The 17,054-nt window shown below is 72.8% G+C and carries 14 protein-coding genes; 13 read left to right on the forward strand and 1 reads right to left on the reverse strand.

Annotated elements, in window-relative coordinates; translation table 11 throughout:
* The first annotated feature begins 39 nt into the window (after positions 1 to 39).
* The 3 genes from ABZO31_RS24535 to ABZO31_RS24545 all read left to right on the forward strand — a co-directional run bounded on the left by ABZO31_RS24535 (position 40) and on the right by ABZO31_RS24545 (position 4,363).
* Positions 40 to 1,599 carry a PucR family transcriptional regulator gene (locus ABZO31_RS24535; RefSeq protein ID WP_406863430.1) on the forward strand — a complete coding sequence of 520 codons (1,560 nt, stop codon included), beginning with the start codon at positions 40 to 42 and terminating at the stop codon, positions 1,597 to 1,599.
* A gap of 81 nt (positions 1,600 to 1,680) precedes the next feature.
* Positions 1,681 to 2,658, forward strand: coding sequence for an EamA family transporter (locus tag ABZO31_RS24540; RefSeq protein WP_406863431.1), 978 nt, complete (start codon positions 1,681 to 1,683; stop codon positions 2,656 to 2,658).
* A 259-nt stretch (positions 2,659 to 2,917) separates the two neighbouring features.
* The gene (locus ABZO31_RS24545; RefSeq protein WP_406863432.1) at positions 2,918 to 4,363 is read left to right on the forward strand and encodes an aldehyde dehydrogenase family protein; all 1,446 of its coding nucleotides are present in this window, start codon (positions 2,918 to 2,920) and stop codon (positions 4,361 to 4,363) included.
* Positions 4,364 to 4,474: 111 nt separating this feature from the next.
* On the opposite strand, the gene ABZO31_RS24550 is transcribed toward ABZO31_RS24545, so the two are convergent.
* Positions 4,475 to 5,047, reverse strand: a complete 573-nt coding sequence (locus ABZO31_RS24550) for an RICIN domain-containing protein (protein WP_406863433.1) — start codon at positions 5,045 to 5,047, stop codon at positions 4,475 to 4,477.
* A gap of 187 nt (positions 5,048 to 5,234) precedes the next feature.
* On the opposite strand from ABZO31_RS24550, the gene ABZO31_RS24555 reads away from it, so the two are divergent.
* The 10 genes from ABZO31_RS24555 (at position 5,235) to ABZO31_RS24600 (ending at position 17,039) form a co-directional block, all read left to right on the forward strand.
* Entirely contained in the window at positions 5,235 to 6,377 is a 1,143-nt protein-coding gene (locus ABZO31_RS24555; protein ID WP_406863434.1) for a sensor histidine kinase, read from the forward strand.
* The gene (locus tag ABZO31_RS24560; RefSeq protein WP_406863435.1) at positions 6,374 to 7,036 is read left to right on the forward strand and encodes a helix-turn-helix transcriptional regulator; all 663 of its coding nucleotides are present in this window, start codon (positions 6,374 to 6,376) and stop codon (positions 7,034 to 7,036) included. The genes ABZO31_RS24555 and ABZO31_RS24560 overlap by 4 nt, the downstream gene beginning before the upstream one ends.
* Positions 7,037 to 7,151: 115 nt before the next feature.
* A complete protein-coding gene (locus ABZO31_RS24565) occupies positions 7,152 to 9,077 on the forward strand; it encodes an acyl-CoA dehydrogenase family protein (RefSeq protein ID WP_406863436.1) in 1,926 nt (641 codons plus the stop codon).
* Between the two features lie 20 nt (positions 9,078 to 9,097).
* Complete coding sequence (locus ABZO31_RS24570) at positions 9,098 to 9,646, forward strand: dihydrofolate reductase family protein (protein ID WP_406863437.1); 549 nt, start codon at positions 9,098 to 9,100, stop codon at positions 9,644 to 9,646.
* A gap of 121 nt (positions 9,647 to 9,767) precedes the next feature.
* Positions 9,768 to 11,015, forward strand: a complete 1,248-nt coding sequence (gene aroA, locus ABZO31_RS24575; RefSeq protein WP_406863438.1) for a 3-phosphoshikimate 1-carboxyvinyltransferase — start codon at positions 9,768 to 9,770, stop codon at positions 11,013 to 11,015.
* A 73-nt stretch (positions 11,016 to 11,088) separates the two neighbouring features.
* A complete protein-coding gene (locus ABZO31_RS24580) occupies positions 11,089 to 11,823 on the forward strand; it encodes a hypothetical protein (RefSeq protein ID WP_406863439.1) in 735 nt (244 codons plus the stop codon).
* Positions 11,824 to 11,873: 50 nt separating this feature from the next.
* Positions 11,874 to 13,121, forward strand: a complete 1,248-nt coding sequence (gene dxr / locus ABZO31_RS24585) for a 1-deoxy-D-xylulose-5-phosphate reductoisomerase (protein ID WP_406863440.1) — start codon at positions 11,874 to 11,876, stop codon at positions 13,119 to 13,121.
* A complete protein-coding gene (locus ABZO31_RS24590; RefSeq protein WP_406863441.1) occupies positions 13,118 to 14,431 on the forward strand; it encodes a M50 family metallopeptidase in 1,314 nt (437 codons plus the stop codon). The genes dxr and ABZO31_RS24590 overlap by 4 nt, the downstream gene beginning before the upstream one ends.
* A gap of 141 nt (positions 14,432 to 14,572) precedes the next feature.
* A complete protein-coding gene (gene ispG / locus ABZO31_RS24595; protein ID WP_406863442.1) occupies positions 14,573 to 15,730 on the forward strand; it encodes a flavodoxin-dependent (E)-4-hydroxy-3-methylbut-2-enyl-diphosphate synthase in 1,158 nt (385 codons plus the stop codon).
* 463 nt (positions 15,731 to 16,193) lie between these two features.
* Positions 16,194 to 17,039, forward strand: coding sequence for a GNAT family N-acetyltransferase (locus ABZO31_RS24600; RefSeq protein WP_406863443.1), 846 nt, complete (start codon positions 16,194 to 16,196; stop codon positions 17,037 to 17,039).
* The last annotated feature ends 15 nt before the right edge of the window (positions 17,040 to 17,054 follow it).

Raw genomic sequence — 17,054 nt, forward strand, 5'->3', positions numbered from 1 at the left:
TGTCCGGGCGGTCCTCTGCCCTAAGGTCCGATACGGCCCATGCCGCCCACCCTCGCGTCCCTCGTCCAGCACTCCGCCCTGAAGCTCACGGTCCGCGCCGGGGAGGACCGGCTCGACACGCCCGTGCGCTGGGCGCACGTGAGCGAGCTGGCCGACCCCGTCCCGTACATGGAGGGCGGCGAACTGCTGCTCACCACCGCGCTGACCCTGGACGCGGAGGACCCCGCGGCGACCCGGCGGTACGTGCGGCGGCTGCTCGGCGCGGGCGTCGTCGGGCTCGGCTTCGCGATCGGCGTCAACTACGACGACATCCCGCAGGCGCTCGTCGACGCGGCCCACGAGGAGGGCCTGCCGCTGCTCGAAGTGCCGCGCCGCACCCCCTTCCTGGCGATCAGCAAGGCCGTGTCGGCGGCCATCGCGGCGGACCAGTACCGCGCGGTGACCGCCGGCTTCGAGGCGCAGCGCGAGCTGACCCGCGCGGCGCTCGCCGAGGGTCCGGAGGCGGTGGTCGCCCGGCTCGCGGCGCACGTGGACGGCTGGGCGGCGCTGTACGACGCGTCCGGCGCCGTGCTCGCGGTCTCCCCGGACTGGGCGGCGCGCCGGGCCGCCCGGCTGACCGCGGACGTGGAGCGGCTGCGCGAGCGGCCCGCCCCGGCCAGCGCGGTGGTCGGCGGCACCGACGACCGGGTCGAGCTGCAGTCCCTCGGCACCGGGCGGCGGGTGCGCGGCGCCCTCGCGGTCGGCACGGGCGCGCCGCTGGGCACGGCCGAGCGGTACGCGGTGCACTCGGCGATCGCCCTGCTCACCCTGACCACGGAGCGCTCGCGCTCGCTCCAGGCGGCCGAGCAGCGGCTGGGCGCGGCAGTGCTGCGGATGCTGCTGTCGGGCCAGCCCGACCACGCCCGCGCGGTGGCCGGGGACCTGTACGGAGGGCTGCTCGACGCCCCGTTCCGGCTGCTGATCGCCGAGCCGGCGGGCGTTCCGGCGGACGGGGAGCCGCCGCTTCCGGTGCTCACCGAGGCGCTGGAGTCGGCGGCGGCGCGGGCGGGCGAGGCGGTGCTCGTGGTGCCGGAGAACGATGACCGGCTCGTGGTGCTCGCGGGCGACGGCGGGGCCGTCGTCGCGGCCTGCGAGGGGTACGCGGAGCGGGAGGCCGAGGAGGCCGCCCTGGTGGTGGGCCTGTCGGCGCCGACCGGTCCGATCGCGGCGAACGCCGCGTACAAGCAGGCCGAGCAGGCCCTGTCGGTCGCCCGGCGGCGCGGCCGGGCCCTGGTCGAGCACGAGGAGCTGGCGGCCGGCTCGGTGCTGCCGCTGCTCGCCGACGACGCGGTGCGGGCCTTCGCCGACGGGCTGCTGCGCGCGCTGCGCGAGCACGACGCGACCGGCCGCGGCGACCTGGTGGCCTCGCTGCGGGCCTGGCTCTCCCGCCACGGCCAGTGGGACGCCGCGGCCGCGGACCTGGGCGTGCACCGCCACACCCTGCGCTACCGCATGCGCCGCGTCGAGGAGATCCTCGGCCGCTCCCTCGACGACCCGGACGTCCGCATGGAGCTGTGGCTGGCCCTGAAGGCCACCGGCGAGGACGGCGGGACGGCGTAGCGCGTCCGAAATCCGCGTGCGCTGCCCGAACTCGGGCAAAATTCTTGGCCTTTCGTGTCAGGCGTCTCTACGCTCCTGCTCATGACAAGCCCTGCCGCCGAGCCGGCCTCCGAGGTCCCGTCACCGCCCTCGTCCCGCACGCCCGTCACCGCCGTCCCCGCGCCCGCCGGCCGGCGGATCAGCGGGGCGATATGGGCGGCGCTCGCGATCGTGTACGTCGTGTGGGGGTCGACGTACCTCGGTATCCGGGTGGTCGTCGAGACCATGCCGCCCTTCCTGTCCGCCGGCGGCCGCTTCGTCGTCGCGGGGCTGCTGCTCGCCGCGATCATCGCCTGGCGGCAGGGGATCGGGGCGCTGAAGGTGACCCCGCGGCAGCTCGGCTCCGCGGCCCTCGTCGGCGTGCTGCTCCTGCTCGGCGGCAACGGGCTCGTCGTGCTCGCCGAGACCTCCATCCCCTCCGGCCTCGCCGCGCTGCTCATCGCCGTCGTGCCCGCGTGGGTCGTGGTCCTCAAGGCCCTGTTCGGCGAGCGGCCCACCCTCGGCGGCCTGGCCGGCGTGCTGATGGGGCTCGCGGGGCTCGCCGTCCTGACGCTGCCGGGGCTGACCGGGGCCGTCCACATGGGCGGCGTGCTCCTCGTCGTCCTCGCCACGCTGATGTGGTCCACCGGCTCGTTCACCTCCTCCCGCCTGCCGATGCCGAAGAACCCGTTCACGGCGAGTGCGTACGAGATGCTGGCCGGCGGACTCGCGTGCGCCGCGCTCGGCCTGTTCCGCGGCGAGCAGCACGGCCTCGACCTCGGCGAGATCTCCACCCGCTCCTGGGTCGCCTGGGCCTACCTGGTCCTCTTCGGCTCGCTGATCGCGTTCACCGCGTACGCCTGGCTGCTCCAGACCGCCCCGCTGTCACTGGTCGCGACGTACGCGTACGTCAACCCGGTCGTCGCGGTGCTGCTCGGCGCGCTGATCCTGGGCGAGGCGCTGACCCTGCCGATCGCCCTCGGCGGCGCGATCGTGGTGCTCGGCGTGGGGCTGATCGTCTCGACGGAACGCAGGGGCTGACCCCTCGGGCGTCCGGCCCCACCTCCGGCCCCACCTCCGGCCCCACCTCCGGCCCCACCTCCGGCCCCACCTCCGGCCCCACCTCCGGCCCCACCTCCGGCCCCACCTCCGGCGCCGCCTTCGGCCAATGCGGACAGGCCCGACCCGCCACCACTCCATCCCGGACAAACCACCGAGCGCGCGCTCGGCCCTAACGTGAAGGACGACAAGCGGGAGCACCCCTCCCGCGACGACCGCACACGAAAGGGCCGGGCCCGCAATGACTGCCACCCACGCCTTCTGGCTCGCCGGCCGCGAGGCCACCGGCGAGACCGCCTTCGACGTCACCTCCCCCTGGGACGGCCGGCTCGTCGGCAAGGTCAGCGTGCCCACCGAGGCCCAGGTCGAGGAGGCCGTCGCCGCGGCCCACGCCGTCGTGGACGAGTTCGCCGCCACCCCGGCGCACGTCCGCGCCGCCGCCCTCGACCACGTGTCGAAGCGGCTCGTCGAGCGCACCGAGGAGATCGCCCAGCTGATCTCCGCCGAGAACGGCAAGCCGGTCAAGTGGGCCCGCGGCGAGGTCGGCCGCGCCGTCTCCGTGTTCCGCTGGGCCGCCGAGGAGGCCCGTCGCTTCAACAGCGGCGAGGCGCAGCGCCTGGACACCGACGCCGGCGGCGTCGGCCGGCTGGCCCTCACCCGCCGCATCCCCAAGGGCGTCGTCCTCGGCATCGCGCCGTTCAACTTCCCGCTGAACCTCAGCGCCCACAAGGTCGCCCCGGCCATCGCCGTCGGCGCCCCGATCATCCTCAAGCCGGCCCCGGCCACCCCCATCTCGTCCCTGATCCTGGGCGAGATCCTGGCCGAGACCGACCTGCCGGCCGGCTCCTGGTCCGTCCTGACCGTGCCGAACGACCGGATGCCCGCCCTCGTCCAGGACGAGCGCCTCCCCGTCATCTCCTTCACCGGCTCCGACAAGGTCGGCTTCGCCATCCAGGAGTCCGTGCCGCACAAGCACTGCACCCTGGAGCTCGGCGGCAACGCCGCGGCCGTCGTCCTCGGCGACTGGGCCTCGGAGGCCGACCTGGACTGGGCGGCGACCCGTATCGCCACATTCTCCAACTACCAGGGCGGCCAGTCCTGCATCTCCGTGCAGCGCGTGATTGCCGACGCCGCCGTGTACGACCGGCTGCTGCCGAAGATCGTCGCGGCCGTCGAGGCGCAGGTCACCGGCGACCCGACGGACGACGCCACCGACGTCGGCCCGCTGGTCGACGAGAACGCCGCCAAGCGCGTCGAGTCCTGGGTGGACGAGGCCGTCGCGGCCGGCGCGAAGCTGCTCGCCGGCGGCAAGCGGGACGGTGCCTCGTACGCCCCGACCGTGCTCACCGAGCTGCCGGCCGACGTCACCCTGGCCCGCGCCGAGGTCTTCGGCCCGGTCCTGACCGTGGCCAGGGTCGACGGCGAGGCCGAGGCGTTCGCCGCGGTCAACGACTCCGACTTCGGTCTTCAGGCCGGTGTCTTCACCCACGACCTGCAGGCCGCCTTCCGCGCCCACCGCGCCCTCGAGGTCGGCGGCGTGATCATCGGCGACGTCCCGTCGTACCGCGCCGACCAGATGCCGTACGGCGGCGCCAAGAAGTCCGGCGTCGGCCGCGAGGGTGTCAAGTACGCGATGGACGACTACACCTACGAGCGCGTCCTGGTCCTCACCGGCCTGGCGCTCTAGTACGCCCGACGGCCCGTACGGGCGTACGCCGACACGTACGCCCGCACGGACCGTCCCCCGAGACCGGCGGTCCGAACCCACCGTGCGGGGGTTCGGGCCGCCTTCTCGCGCTCATCCCCAGATGCTGCCGTAGTTGTACTGCGTGTGGTAGCGCGGCGTCCACAGGCTCGGGTACGGCTCGGTGATGTTGCCGCACGGGCGGAGCTCCATGGCGACGCGCCGTCCGGTGTCGTGCAGGCACAGACCGGTCTGGGCCTCGACGATCTCCCAGTGGTTGTTGCCCCGGTCGACCCAGCGGAAGTGCTGGCCAGGCCCCTGGCAGTAGTTGGTCACGACCGTCTTGTAGTAGTCCGGGCCGGGCGTCGTGTTGGCGCCGATGCAGTACCGGCCCAGGGTGCCGATGAAGAACAGCCCCGGCGTGCCGGACTGGGTGAAGTAGAAGCGCTGGTGCAGCTTGCCGTTGCAGTCGTAGCGCTGGATGATCGCGCCCGGGTTGGTGGACCCGCCGCGCACGTCCATGCACTGCCAGGAGTACGAGGCGCGCATCTCGTAGATCGCGGCGTTCCGCAGGTCGGTCGTGTAACGGATGGGCGGGTCCGCGGCGTTGGCCGTGCCGGGCATCAGCACGGCCAGCAACGACGCCAGGACGGCGACGAGGATTCCTGCGCGAGCGGTTCGGGCCACTGTGGCTTCCTTCTCTGTCCGGATTCCGACGTGCACCGTGACGCCGGGCGATGATCTGATGACTCGTCGCCACAGGTGCCGACCGGAAAGCTAGTGGCGGCCGGGCGGGCGGCTGTACCGCTCGTTCAGGGGGGTTGCGCGCAAGGGGAGTGCGTATGCACGTGCGTATGCAGGGGGGAAGCGCGCGGTGAGCCTCGGATCGGGGCTCCAGCGCGCGCAGTCGTTCATGATCCTGGCCACCGGCCTGTACCGGGCCAGCCATCTGGCGGCCGGGGTGGTCGCGGTCACCCAGCACCAGAGGGACCGGCCACTGGCCTGGGCCGCCCTCGGCGCGGCGCTGGCGGGCAGCGTCGCGGTGTTCGCCTCGGCCCGGACACGCGGCTGGTTCGGCACCGGTCCGGCGGCGGCCGACGTGATCGTCGTGGGCGGTGCGCTGCCGTTCGTCGCGGGCGCGGGTGACGTGACGACGGCCGAGGTCGCGTGGGTGATGATGCTGGGCGGCTCCTCGAGCGCGGTCGCGGCGGTGGCGTTCGCCCGGTGGACGGTCGTGGCGGGCGTCGTGGCCGGCCTCTGCCTGGTGCACGCGGTCGGGTACCGGCTGACCGGCGCGGAGTTCGGGGTCGTGGCCGGCAACCTCAACTCGATCGTCTCCTCGGCCGTGCTGGCGGCCGTCTTCTGGTGGTACCTGCGCCGCCAGGGCTCCCTGCTGGACGAGGCGACCGCGAAGGCGCTCGCGGCCGAGGCCCGTCAGGCCCGGCTCGCCGAACGGATCGCCCACCACCGGGCGCTGCACGACACGGTGCTGGCCACTCTGACGGCCATCGCGAGCGGTCGGGCCGATCCCGGGGCGGAGCCGGTACGGGACCGGTGCGCCCGGGAGGCCGCGTATCTGCGCCGGCTCGTCCGGCAACAGGCCGACGGGGAGCCCGCGTCGGACACGGCCACCACCCTGGAGCGCGCCGTACGGTCGGCGGAGAGCCTCGGGCTGCGGGTCAGCGCCCAGTACCACGCCGTGCCGGAACTGCCCGCCCCTGCCGCCTCGGCCCTCGCCGACGCGATGACGGAGGCGCTCAACAACGTGCTGCGCCACTCCGGTACGTCCCACGCCTACGTCACCGTGACCGGGCGGCCGGAGGGGGAGGGAGGCCGCCCGCTCGTGGTGACGGTCGTCGACCGGGGCGTGGGCTTCGACCCCGAGGCCGAGGCTGAGATGAAAGGTTTCGGCCTGCGGTGTTCGGTGCACGCCCGGATGCGCGAGGCGGGCGGCGCGGCCGAGGTCGACAGCGCACCGGGGGAGGGCACGCGGGTGGAGCTGCGGTGGCCGGCGTGACCGACGTGACCGACGTGACCGACGCGGCTCGTGTGATCGACGTGGCCGTCGTCGACGACGACCGGATGCTGCTCGACGGGCTGCGCGCGTGGCTCGGCGACGCACCGGGCCTGCGGCTGACGGCCGCGGCCGGCACGGTGGACGGGCTGCTCGCCGCCGGGGCGACCTGCGACGTCGTCCTCCTCGACCTGCTGCTGCAGGACGGGTCCGTACCGGCCGACAACATCCGGCGGCTGAGGGAGGCGGGCGCACGGGTGCTGGTCATCAGCACGGTGGCGGACCGCGGGCAGATCGTCGGCGCCGTCGCCGCCGGCGCCGGCGGCTATCTGACCAAGGACCACGACCTGCCGACGCTGGTGCGGGCCGTCGGGGAACTCGCCCGGGGCGGCACCGTGCACTCCCCGGAACTGGCCTTCGCCTGGGCCCATGCCGACGGCCCGGCCCGCCCGCATCTGGCGCCCAAGGAGATCGAGGTCCTGCTCGCGTACGCCTCCGGCCTCACCCTCAAGGCCACGGCCCGCCGGACGGGCATCAGCCCGCACACGGCCAAGTACTACCTGGACCGCGTCAAGGACAAGTACCAGCAGGCGGGCCGCCCCACCTTCACGAAGATCGACCTGGCCCGGCGGGTGGGCGAGGACGGCTGGGCCCTGGAGTGACGGACTTCGCCCCGTGCGGCGTACGAAGCGGGCCCTCCGTCTTTCCGAACCGCCGGAAATCGGGTACGACGGACGAGTAGCCACAAGCCCCGACGAGCGGCGAGGTGAGCTCCTCATGACCGCACCCACCCAGCGGCCCAAGGTCACCGAACGAGAAGCGCGACAGGTCGCCGAGGCGGCGCGCGAGCAGGACTGGCGCAAGCCCAGCTTCGCCAAGGAACTCTTCCTCGGCCGCTTCCGCCTGGACCTCGTCCACCCCCATCCGCTGCCCGCGGACGAGGACGTGCGGCGCGGTGAGGCGTTCCTGGCCCGGCTGAAGGACTTCTGCGAGACCCGTGTCGACGGGGCGCTCATCGAGCGCGAGGCCCGGGTGCCGGACGAGGTCGTGTCCGGCCTGAAGGAGCTCGGCGCGCTCGGGATGAAGATCGACCCGAAGTACGGCGGGCTCGGCCTCACCCAGGTGTACTACAACAAGGCCCTCGCCCTCGTCGGCTCCGTCAGCCCGGCGCTCGGCGCGCTGCTCTCCGCGCACCAGTCGATCGGCGTGCCGCAGCCGCTGAAGCTGTTCGGCACCCAGGAGCAGAAGGACGCCTTCCTGCCCCGGCTCGCGACCACCGACATCTCCGCCTTCCTGCTCACCGAGCCCGACGTCGGCTCCGACCCGGCGCGGCTCGCGACGACGGCGGTGCCGGACGGGGACGACACCTACGTCCTCGACGGCGTGAAGCTCTGGACCACCAACGGCGTGGTCGCCGACCTGCTCGTCGTCATGGCGCGCGTGCCGAAGTCGGAGGGCCACCGGGGCGGGATCACCGCCTTCGTGGTCGAGGCGGACGCGCCCGGGATCACGGTGGAGCACCGCAACGCGTTCATGGGCCTGCGCGGCCTGGAGAACGGGGTGACCCGGTTCCACGGCGTCCGGGTGCCGGCGGCGAACCGGATCGGCCCGGAGGGCGCGGGCCTCAAGATCGCGCTGACCACGCTGAACACCGGCCGGCTGTCCCTGCCGGCGACGTGCGTCGGGGCCGGGAAGTGGTGTCTGAAGATCGCCCGCGAGTGGTCGGCGGTGCGGGAGCAGTGGGGGCGGCCGGTCGCGAGGCACGAGGCGGTGGGGGTGAAGATCTCCTTCATCGCGGCGACCACGTTCGCGCTGGAGGCGATGGTCGACCTGGCGTCGCAGATGGCCGACGAGGACCGCAACGACATCCGCATCGAGGCGGCGCTGGCGAAGCTGTACGGCTCCGAGATGGCCTGGCTGATGGCGGACGAGCTGGTCCAGATCCGCGGCGGGCGCGGGTACGAGACGGCCGCCTCGCTCGCGGCGCGCGGCGAACGTGGCGTGCCGGCCGAGCAGTTGCTGCGGGACCTGCGGATCAACCGGATCTTCGAGGGCTCGACGGAGATCATGCACCTGCTGATCGCCCGCGAGGCGGTGGACGCCCATCTTGCCGTGGCGGGCGACCTCATCGACCCCGAGAAGTCGCTCTCCGACAAGGCGAAGGCGGGCGCGAAGGCGGGCGGCTTCTACGCCCGCTGGCTGCCGAAGCTGGTGGCGGGGGCGGGGCAGGTGCCGGGCGCGTACGCGGAGTTCGGCGAGCTGGCGACGCACGTGCGGTACGTGGAGCGCACCTCGCGGAAACTCGCCCGCTCGACGTTCTACGCGATGTCGCGCTGGCAGGGCCGGATGGAGACCAAGCAGGCGTTCCTCGGCCGGATCGTCGACATCGGCGCGGAACTGTTCGCGATGAGCGCGGCGTGCGTGCGGGCCGAGCACCTGCGGGCCTCCGGCGACCACGGGCGCGAGGCGTACCGCCTCGCCGACGCGTTCTGCCGCCAGTCGCGGCTCCGGGTCGAGGAGCTCTTCGGCCGCCTGTGGTCCAACACGGACGACGTGGACCGCCGGGTCGTGGACGGCGTCCTGTCGGGCGAGTACACCTGGCTGGAGGCGGGCGTCATCGACCAGTCCGGCGACGCCCCCTGGATCGCCGACCCGGAACCGGGGCCGTCGACCCACGAGAACGTCCACCGCAAACTGCCCTGACGGACGGGAGAGCGTGCAGCATGCTGATCTACTCGATGGGCGTCTCGACGGACGGTTTCATCAAGGACCGCGAAGGGGCGTTCGACTGGGGCGTCCCGAGTGACGAGCAATTCGCATTCCACGTCGAGCAGACCCGCGAACTCGGCGGCCTGCTGCTCGGCCGCAGGCTCTACGAGACCATGCTGGTGTGGGAGACGGACCCGTCGCTGAGCGAGAACGAACTCGGCGCCGCGTTCGCCGAGGTCTGGAACGCCCTCCCGAAGGTCGTCTTCAGCCGCACGCTCGACAGCGTCCAGGGCAACGCCCGGCTCGCGAAGGCGCCGCTGGCCGAGGAGGTCGCGGCGGCGCTCGCCGCCACCGACAAGGACGTCGAGATCGGCGGCGCGGATCTGGCCGCGCAGGCGATCGAACTCGGCCTCGTCGACGAACTCCGCATGTTCCGCAGCCCGGTGATCCTCGGCGGCGGCACCCCGTTCCTCCCCCCGGTCACCACCCCGATCCACCTGGACCTGCTGGAAACAAGAACCTTCGCCCCCAGAGTCGTCTACGAACGCTACGGCCGCGTCTGAGCTGTGGCCGTTCCCCGCCCACACGGGGGGCGAGACGAGCGCGGGCCCGACCTGACGGACCCGGGGGTCCGCCATGCGGAACGCGGCGCGCTCGCGCGCCGTGCCCCGGCAGGATGCTCCCGTGACCGTCATCGACATCCCCGGCTCCAAGTCCGTCACCGCTCGCGCGCTCTTCCTCGCCGCCGCCGCACGCGGGACCACCACCCTGCTCAAGCCGCTCCGGTCCGACGACACCGAGGGGTTCGCCGAGGGGCTGAAGGCCCTGGGGTACGAGGTGCGGCAGGACGAGGACGCCTGGCACATCACCGGCCGCCCCGAGGGCCCGGCCCACGACACCGCCGACGTCTACTGCCGTGACGGCGCCACCACCGCCCGGTTCCTGCCGACGCTCGCCGCCGCCGGCCACGGCACGTACCGCTTCGACGCCTCCGCCCAGATGCGCCGCCGCCCCCTCGGCCCCCTGAGCACCGCGCTGCGCACCCTCGGCGTCGACCTCACGCACGAGGACCGCGAGGGCCACCACCCGCTCACCGTCGCCGCCCGCGGCATCAAGGGCGGGGCGCTCACCCTCGACGCCGGGCAGTCGTCCCAGTACCTCACCGCGCTGCTCATGCTCGGCCCGCTCACCGCCGAGGGCCTCGCGATCACCGTCACCGACCTGGTCTCCGAGCCGTACGTCGAGATCACGCTCGCGATGATGCGATCCTTCGGCGCCCGCGTCACCCGCGAGGACGGCCCCGAGGGCGGTCGTACGTACACCGTCGAACCCACCGGCTACACCGCCACCACCTACGCCGTCGAGCCCGACGCCTCCACCTCCAGCTACTTCTTCGCCGCCGCCGCCCTCCTCCCCGGCGGCGAGGTCACCGTCCCCGGTCTGGGCGCGAACGCCCTCCAGGGCGATCTCGCCTTCGTCGACGTACTGCGGCGCATGGGGGCCGACGTCCGCGTCGAGGACGACCGCACCACCGTCCGCTCCACCGGCTCGCTCCGCGGACTCACCGTCAACATGCGCGACATCTCCGACACCATGCCCACCCTCGCCGCCCTCGCCCCCTTCGCCGACGGCCCGGTCCGTATCGAGGACGTCGCCAACACCCGCGTCAAGGAGTGCGACCGCCTCGACGCCTGTGCCGAGAACCTGCGCCGGCTGGGCATCGAGGTGCACACCGGTCCCGACTGGATCGAGATCCACCCCGGCACGCCCACCGGCCCCGTCGAGATCGCCACCCACGGCGACCACCGGATCGTCATGTCCTTCGCCGTGACCGCCCTGCGGACCCCCGGCATCTCCTTCGACGACCCCGGCTGCGTCCGCAAGACCTTCCCCGGGTTCCACGCCGCCTTCGGCGCCGCCCACGGCCGATAATCTGGCGGCTCACGATCATCACCGATAGGGGCAGGGCATGTTCGGCACGGGGACCACGGGGACACACACGCGGATGAGGACGGGCGTCGCGCTCCTCCTCGGCGGGCTGCTGCTCGCCGGGTGCGGCGACGGCTCCGGCGGCGACGACAAGCCCCAGGGCGGGACCGAGCCCAAGCCCGAGGCCAGCACGAGCGCCCCCGCGCCCGACACCGCCGGCGCGCTCACGTCGGCGCAGCTGAACGCCGCCGCCCTCGCCGACGGCGAGAAGGTCGGCCGCTACACCGCCTCCGAGTACACCCTCGGCGCCCCCCTCGGCGAGTCGTACACCGCCGCCCCGGCCGTCTGCCAGCCGCTGGTCAGCCTCGCCGAGGAGGTCGCCGACCCCGACCCCGCCGCCGAGGTCCACCGCAACGTCGACGTCCCGGACGAGCTGACCGGCACCACCGTCGGCGTGACCCTGCGCTCCTACGGCTCGGACGGCGCCGCCACCGTGCTGAAGAACCTCGACACCGCCGGCAAGCAGTGCGCCGGCGGCTTCACCGAGGAGCGGGCGATCGCGAAGGCGCAGTACCTGAAGGTCGAGACGCTGACCGCGCCGAAACTCGGCGACGAGGCCGTCGCGTTCAAGTTCACCATCCTCGACGTCAAGGGCAAGCTGAAGCTGTACGAGTACCTCACCGTCGTCCGCTCCGGCACCACCACCCTCTCCTTCCGGGGCGAGATCACGGACACCAAGGACATCGGGGGCGTGCCGCCCGAGGTGATCGACGCCCAGTGGAAGAAGTTCCAGGGCGCCGCCAAGGTCTGAGGCCGGGCCTGAGGCACGAGCGGTCCGCGAATGAGGCAAGAATGGGGGGCATGAGCGCTCGCCCCTCTCCTCTCGCGGACCCGCACACCGCCTTCGACAGCACCGAAGGCCGCCGGGACATCGTCGTCCTCGGCTCGACCGGGTCCATCGGCACCCAGGCCGTCGACCTCGTCCTGCGCAACCCCGACCGCTTCCGCGTCACCGCGCTCGCGGCCTCCGGCGGCCGGATCGCGCTGCTCGCCGAGCAGGCGCACCGGCTGAAGGCCGGCACGGTCGCCGTGGCCCGCGAGGAGGCCGTGCCGGAGCTGAAGGAGGCGCTGAAGGAGCGGTACGGGGCCGAGCCCCTGCCCGAGATCCTGGCCGGGCCGGACGCCGCCACCCAGCTCGCCGCGTCCCCCTGCCACACCGTCCTCAACGGCATCACCGGCTCCATCGGCCTCGCCCCGACGCTCGCCGCGCTCGAGGCGGGCCGCACCCTCGCCCTGGCCAACAAGGAGTCGCTGATCGTCGGCGGCCCGCTGGTCAAGGCGCTCGCGAAGCCCGGCCAGATCATCCCGGTCGACTCCGAGCACGCCGCGCTGTTCCAGGCACTCGCCGCCGGCACCCGCGCCGACGTGCGCAAGCTGGTCGTCACCGCCTCCGGCGGCCCGTTCCGCGGCCGCACCCGCGCGGAGCTCGCGCACGTCACCCGCGAGGACGCGCTCGCCCACCCGACCTGGGCCATGGGCCCGGTCATCACGATCAACAGCGCCACCCTGGTCAACAAGGGCCTGGAGGTCATCGAGGCGCACCTGCTCTACGACATCCCCTTCGACCGCATCGAGGTCGTCGTCCACCCCCAGTCGTACGTGCACTCCATGGTCGAGTTCACCGACGGCTCCACGCTCGCCCAGGCCACCCCGCCGGACATGCGCGGCCCGATCGCCATCGGCATCGGCTGGCCCGAGCGGGTACCGGACGCAGCCCCCGCCTTCGACTGGTCCAAGGCCTCCACCTGGGAGTTCTTCCCGCTCGACACCGAGGCGTTCCCGTCCGTCGGACTCGCCCGGCACGTGGGCGAGCAGGGCGGCACGGCCCCGGCGGTGTTCAATGCCGCGAACGAGGAGTGCGTGGCCGCGTTCCTGGACGGCCGGCTGCCGTTCAACGGGATCATGGACACGGTCACCGCCGTCGTCACCGAGCACGGCACCCCCACGGGAACCTCGCTCACCGTGTCGGACGTCCTCGAAGCGGAGACCTGGGCTCGCGCCCGGGCCCGTGAACTGGCGGCGAAGTCCATCGTGGAGGCGCGCGCATGACCACACTCCTGACGGTGCTCGGCATCGTGCTGTTCGCGTTGGGGCTGCTCATCTCCATCGCCTGGCACGAGCTGGGCCACCTCTCCACGGCCAAACTGTTCGGCATCCGCGTGCCGCAGTACATGGTCGGCTTCGGCCCGACCATCTGGTCGCGGAAGAAGGGCGAGACGGAGTACGGGATCAAGGCGATCCCCGCCGGCGGCTACATCCGCATGATCGGCATGTTCCCGCCCGGCAAGGACGGCAAGATCGAGGCCCGCTCCACCTCGCCGTGGCGCAGCATGATCGAGGACGCGCGCGAGGCGTCCTTCGAGGAGCTGCAGCCCGGCGACGAGAAGCGGCTCTTCTACACGCGCAAGCCGTGGAAGCGCGTGATCGTGATGTTCGCCGGCCCGTTCATGAACCTGATCCTCGCCGCCGTGGTCTTCTTCGGCAGCTCGATGGTCCTCGGCTACGAGACCCAGACCACCAAGGTCGCCGGCGTCCAGAAGTGCGTCATCGAGCAGAACCCGAAGGGCGAGCAGCGCGAGAACTGCGCCAAGACCGACCCGGTCTCACCCGCGCACGCGGCCGGCCTGCTCAAGGGCGACAAGATCGTCGCCTTCAACGGCAAGCCGGTCGAGGACTGGAACACCCTCTCCGACCGCATCCGCGACACCATCGGCCCGGCCACCCTCACCATCGAGCGCGGCGGCCAGCGGATGGACCTGCACCCGACGCTCATCGAGAACGAGGTGCTGAAGAAGGACGAGGACGGCAAGGTCGTCCAGCCGCTGGACACCGTGAAGGCCGGCTATCTGGGCTTCGTCTCCAAGACCGAGGTCCTGCCGCTCACCTTCGGCCAGTCCGTCGACCGGATGACCGACCTCATGGAGTCCGGGGTCGAATCGGTCATCGCCCTGCCCGGCAAGATCCCCGACCTGTGGGACGCGGCCTTCGGCGACGGCGAGCGCAAGCAGGACTCCCCGGTCGGCGTCGTCGGCGCGGCCAGGATCTCCGGCGAGATCATGGCCGTGGAGGCCCCGCCCGAGCGGATCCTGTCGATGATGCTGAGCGTCCTGGTGATGTTCAACATCTCGCTGTTCCTGTTCAACATGCTGCCGCTGCTCCCGCTGGACGGCGGCCACATCGCCGGCGCCCTGTGGGAGTCGCTGCGGCGGCACACCGCGCGCCTGTTCAGGCGGCCCGACCCGGGTCCGTTCGACGTGGCGAAGCTGATGCCGGTGGCGTACGTGGTGGCGGGCGTCTTCGTCTGCTTCACGCTGCTCGTCCTCGTCGCCGACATCGTCAATCCGGTCAAGATCACCTGACCGCGAGCGCGTCCGTACGGGCGGCCGGACACCCCTGCGGTGTCGGGCCGCCCACCCCCGGGGCTGTAATCTCGTAGGGCCGGAGCCCGCAGCCGTACGGGACTCGATCCACACCAGGCCACACTTGGGGTTGCACAGCTGATGACCGCGATTTCTCTCGGTATGCCGTCCGTTCCGACCAAGCTCGCGGAGCGGCGCAAGAGCCGCCAGATCATGGTCGGCTCCGTGGCCGTCGGCGGCGACGCACCCGTCTCGGTGCAGTCGATGACGACCACCCGCACCTCCGACATCGGCGCCACGCTCCAGCAGATCGCCGAGCTCACCGCCTCCGGCTGCCAGATCGTCCGGGTCGCCTGCCCGACGCAGGACGACGCCGACGCGCTCGCCACGATCGCGAAGAAGTCGCAGATCCCGGTGATCGCCGACATCCACTTCCAGCCGAAGTACGTCTTCGCCGCGATCGACGCGGGCTGCGCGGCGGTGCGGGTGAACCCGGGCAACATCAAGCAGTTCGACGACAAGGTCAAGGAGATCGCCAAGGCGGCCTCCGCGGCCGGCACCCCGATCCGGATCGGCGTCAACGCCGGCTCGCTCGACGCCCGGCTGCTGGCGAAGTACGGCAAGGCCACGCCGGAGGCGCTCGTCGAGTCCGCGCTGTGGGAGGCGTCGCTCTTCGAGGAGCACGGCTTCCGCGACATCAAGATCTCGGTCAAGCACAACGACCCGGTCGTGATGGTCAACGCGTACCGCCAGCTCGCCGCGCAGTGCGACTACCCGCTGCACCTCGGCGTCACCGAGGCGGGCCCCGCGTTCCAGGGCACGATCAAGTCCGCGGTGGCCTTCGGCGCGCTGCTCTCCGAGGGCATCGGCGACACGATCCGCGTCTCCCTCTCCGCCCCGCCGGCCGAGGAGATCAAGGTCGGCATCCAGATCCTGGAGTCGCTGAACCTGCGCCAGCGCCGCCTGGAGATCGTCTCCTGCCCGTCCTGCGGCCGCGCCCAGGTCGACGTGTACAAGCTCGCCGAGGAGGTCACCGCCGGCCTCGAGGGCATGGAGGTCCCGCTCCGCGTCGCCGTCATGGGCTGCGTCGTCAACGGCCCCGGCGAAGCCCGCGAGGCCGACCTCGGCGTCGCCTCCGGCAACGGCAAGGGCCAGATCTTCGTCAAGGGCGAGGTCATCAAGACCGTCCCCGAGTCGAAGATCGTCGAGACCCTCATCGAGGAGGCGATGAAGATCGCCGAGCAGATGGAGAAGGACGGCGTCATGTCCGGCGAGCCCGAGGTCCTCACCGTCGGCTGACCGCGGGACACAAGGCACACGAGCGGGCCCGTACGGCCGGGAAGACCCCGGCCGTACGGGCCCGCCGCCATGTTCCGCCCACACGGTCCCGGCCGGACGCGGGCCGTCACCCGCCGGCCGCGGGTCTGTCTCCGGCGGACGCCGACCTGTATCCCCTGGACGCGGCCCCGCCCCCGTCGGCCGCGGGACTGTCCCGCAGACGCGATCCCGACCGCGCGGCGGACGCCGACTCGTACTCGCCGCCCGCGGGCCTGTCCTCGTTGGGTGCGGGCCCCTCGCCGTCCGACGCGGGGCCGCTCCCGTCGGACTCGGGCCCGCTCCCGCACGCCTCTGCGGGGTCGGCCCGGTGCGGGCCGGGAGGGATCTTGCAGGAGCGGTGCCGGGGCGGGAGTGCGGGTAGAGTTCCTCAGATCAGCAGGCCGACATCCTGTCGTTGCCGCGAAGGAGTGCTGGAGCGGCCCTCGTGTTGACGCAGACCACCCTCCGGGTGCTCGATCCCGGCGATCTCGGCGCGGCCCTCGCCGTCCTCGAGAGCGCGCCGGTCGAGAACGCCTTCGTCACCGCCCGCGTCCAGGCCGCCGGCCTCGACCCCTGGCGGCTCGGCGGCGAGATGTGGGGCTGGTACACCGACGGCCGGCTGCGCTCCCTGTGCTACTCCGGCGCCAACCTCGTCCCCATCTGCGCCACCCCCGACGCCGTGCGCGCCTTCGCCGACCGGGCCCGCCGGATCGGCCGCCGCTGCTCCTCCATCGTCGGCCCCGCCGAGCCCACCTCCCGGCTCTGGCAGCTCCTCGAGCCCGGCTGGGGCCCCGCCAGGGACATCCGCGCCCACCAGCCGCTGATGGTCACCGAGGAGCCCTCCGCGCACATCGCGCCCGACCCGCTGGTCCGCCGCGTCCGCAAGGACGAGATGGACCTGATCATGCCCGCCTGCGTGGCCATGTTCACCGAGGAGGTCGGCATCTCGCCGATGGCCGGCGACGGCGGACTGCTCTACCAGGCCCGGGTCGCCGAACTCGTCGGCTCCGGGCGGGCGTTCGCCCGCGTCGAGGACGGCAAGGTGGTCTTCAAGGCCGAGATCGGCGCCGCGACCCGGCAGGCCTGCCAGATCCAGGGCGTCTGGGTCCACCCCGAGTACCGTGGCCGCGGCCTGTCCGAGACCGGCATGGCCGCCGTCCTGCGGTACGCGCTCGCCGACGTCGCGCCCGTCGTCAGCCTGTACGTGAACGACTACAACGCCCCCGCCCGCGCCGCCTACCGCAGGGTCGGCTTCCGGGAGGTCGGGGCGTTCATGAGCGTGCTGTTCTGACGCGCTTGTAGGGTG

The sequence above is a fragment of the Streptomyces solicamelliae genome, assembly GCF_045348655.1.
Lineage (GTDB): Bacteria > Actinomycetota > Actinomycetes > Streptomycetales > Streptomycetaceae > Streptomyces > Streptomyces solicamelliae.

Excerpts from the sequence above, each read along its gene's own strand:
- dxr (WP_406863440.1), top strand. The coding sequence starts at position 11,874 with ATGAGCGCTCGCCCCTCTCCTCTCGCGGACCCGCACACCGCCTTCGAC.
- ispG (WP_406863442.1), top strand. The coding sequence starts at position 14,573 with ATGACCGCGATTTCTCTCGGTATGCCGTCCGTTCCGACCAAGCTCGCG.
- ABZO31_RS24545 (WP_406863432.1), top strand. The coding sequence starts at position 2,918 with ATGACTGCCACCCACGCCTTCTGGCTCGCCGGCCGCGAGGCCACCGGC.
- ABZO31_RS24565 (WP_406863436.1), top strand. The coding sequence starts at position 7,152 with ATGACCGCACCCACCCAGCGGCCCAAGGTCACCGAACGAGAAGCGCGA.
- ABZO31_RS24580 (WP_406863439.1), top strand. The coding sequence starts at position 11,089 with ATGAGGACGGGCGTCGCGCTCCTCCTCGGCGGGCTGCTGCTCGCCGGG.
- ABZO31_RS24590 (WP_406863441.1), top strand. The coding sequence starts at position 13,118 with ATGACCACACTCCTGACGGTGCTCGGCATCGTGCTGTTCGCGTTGGGG.
- ABZO31_RS24540 (WP_406863431.1), top strand. The coding sequence starts at position 1,681 with ATGACAAGCCCTGCCGCCGAGCCGGCCTCCGAGGTCCCGTCACCGCCC.
- ABZO31_RS24535 (WP_406863430.1), top strand. The coding sequence starts at position 40 with ATGCCGCCCACCCTCGCGTCCCTCGTCCAGCACTCCGCCCTGAAGCTC.
- ABZO31_RS24570 (WP_406863437.1), top strand. The coding sequence starts at position 9,098 with ATGCTGATCTACTCGATGGGCGTCTCGACGGACGGTTTCATCAAGGAC.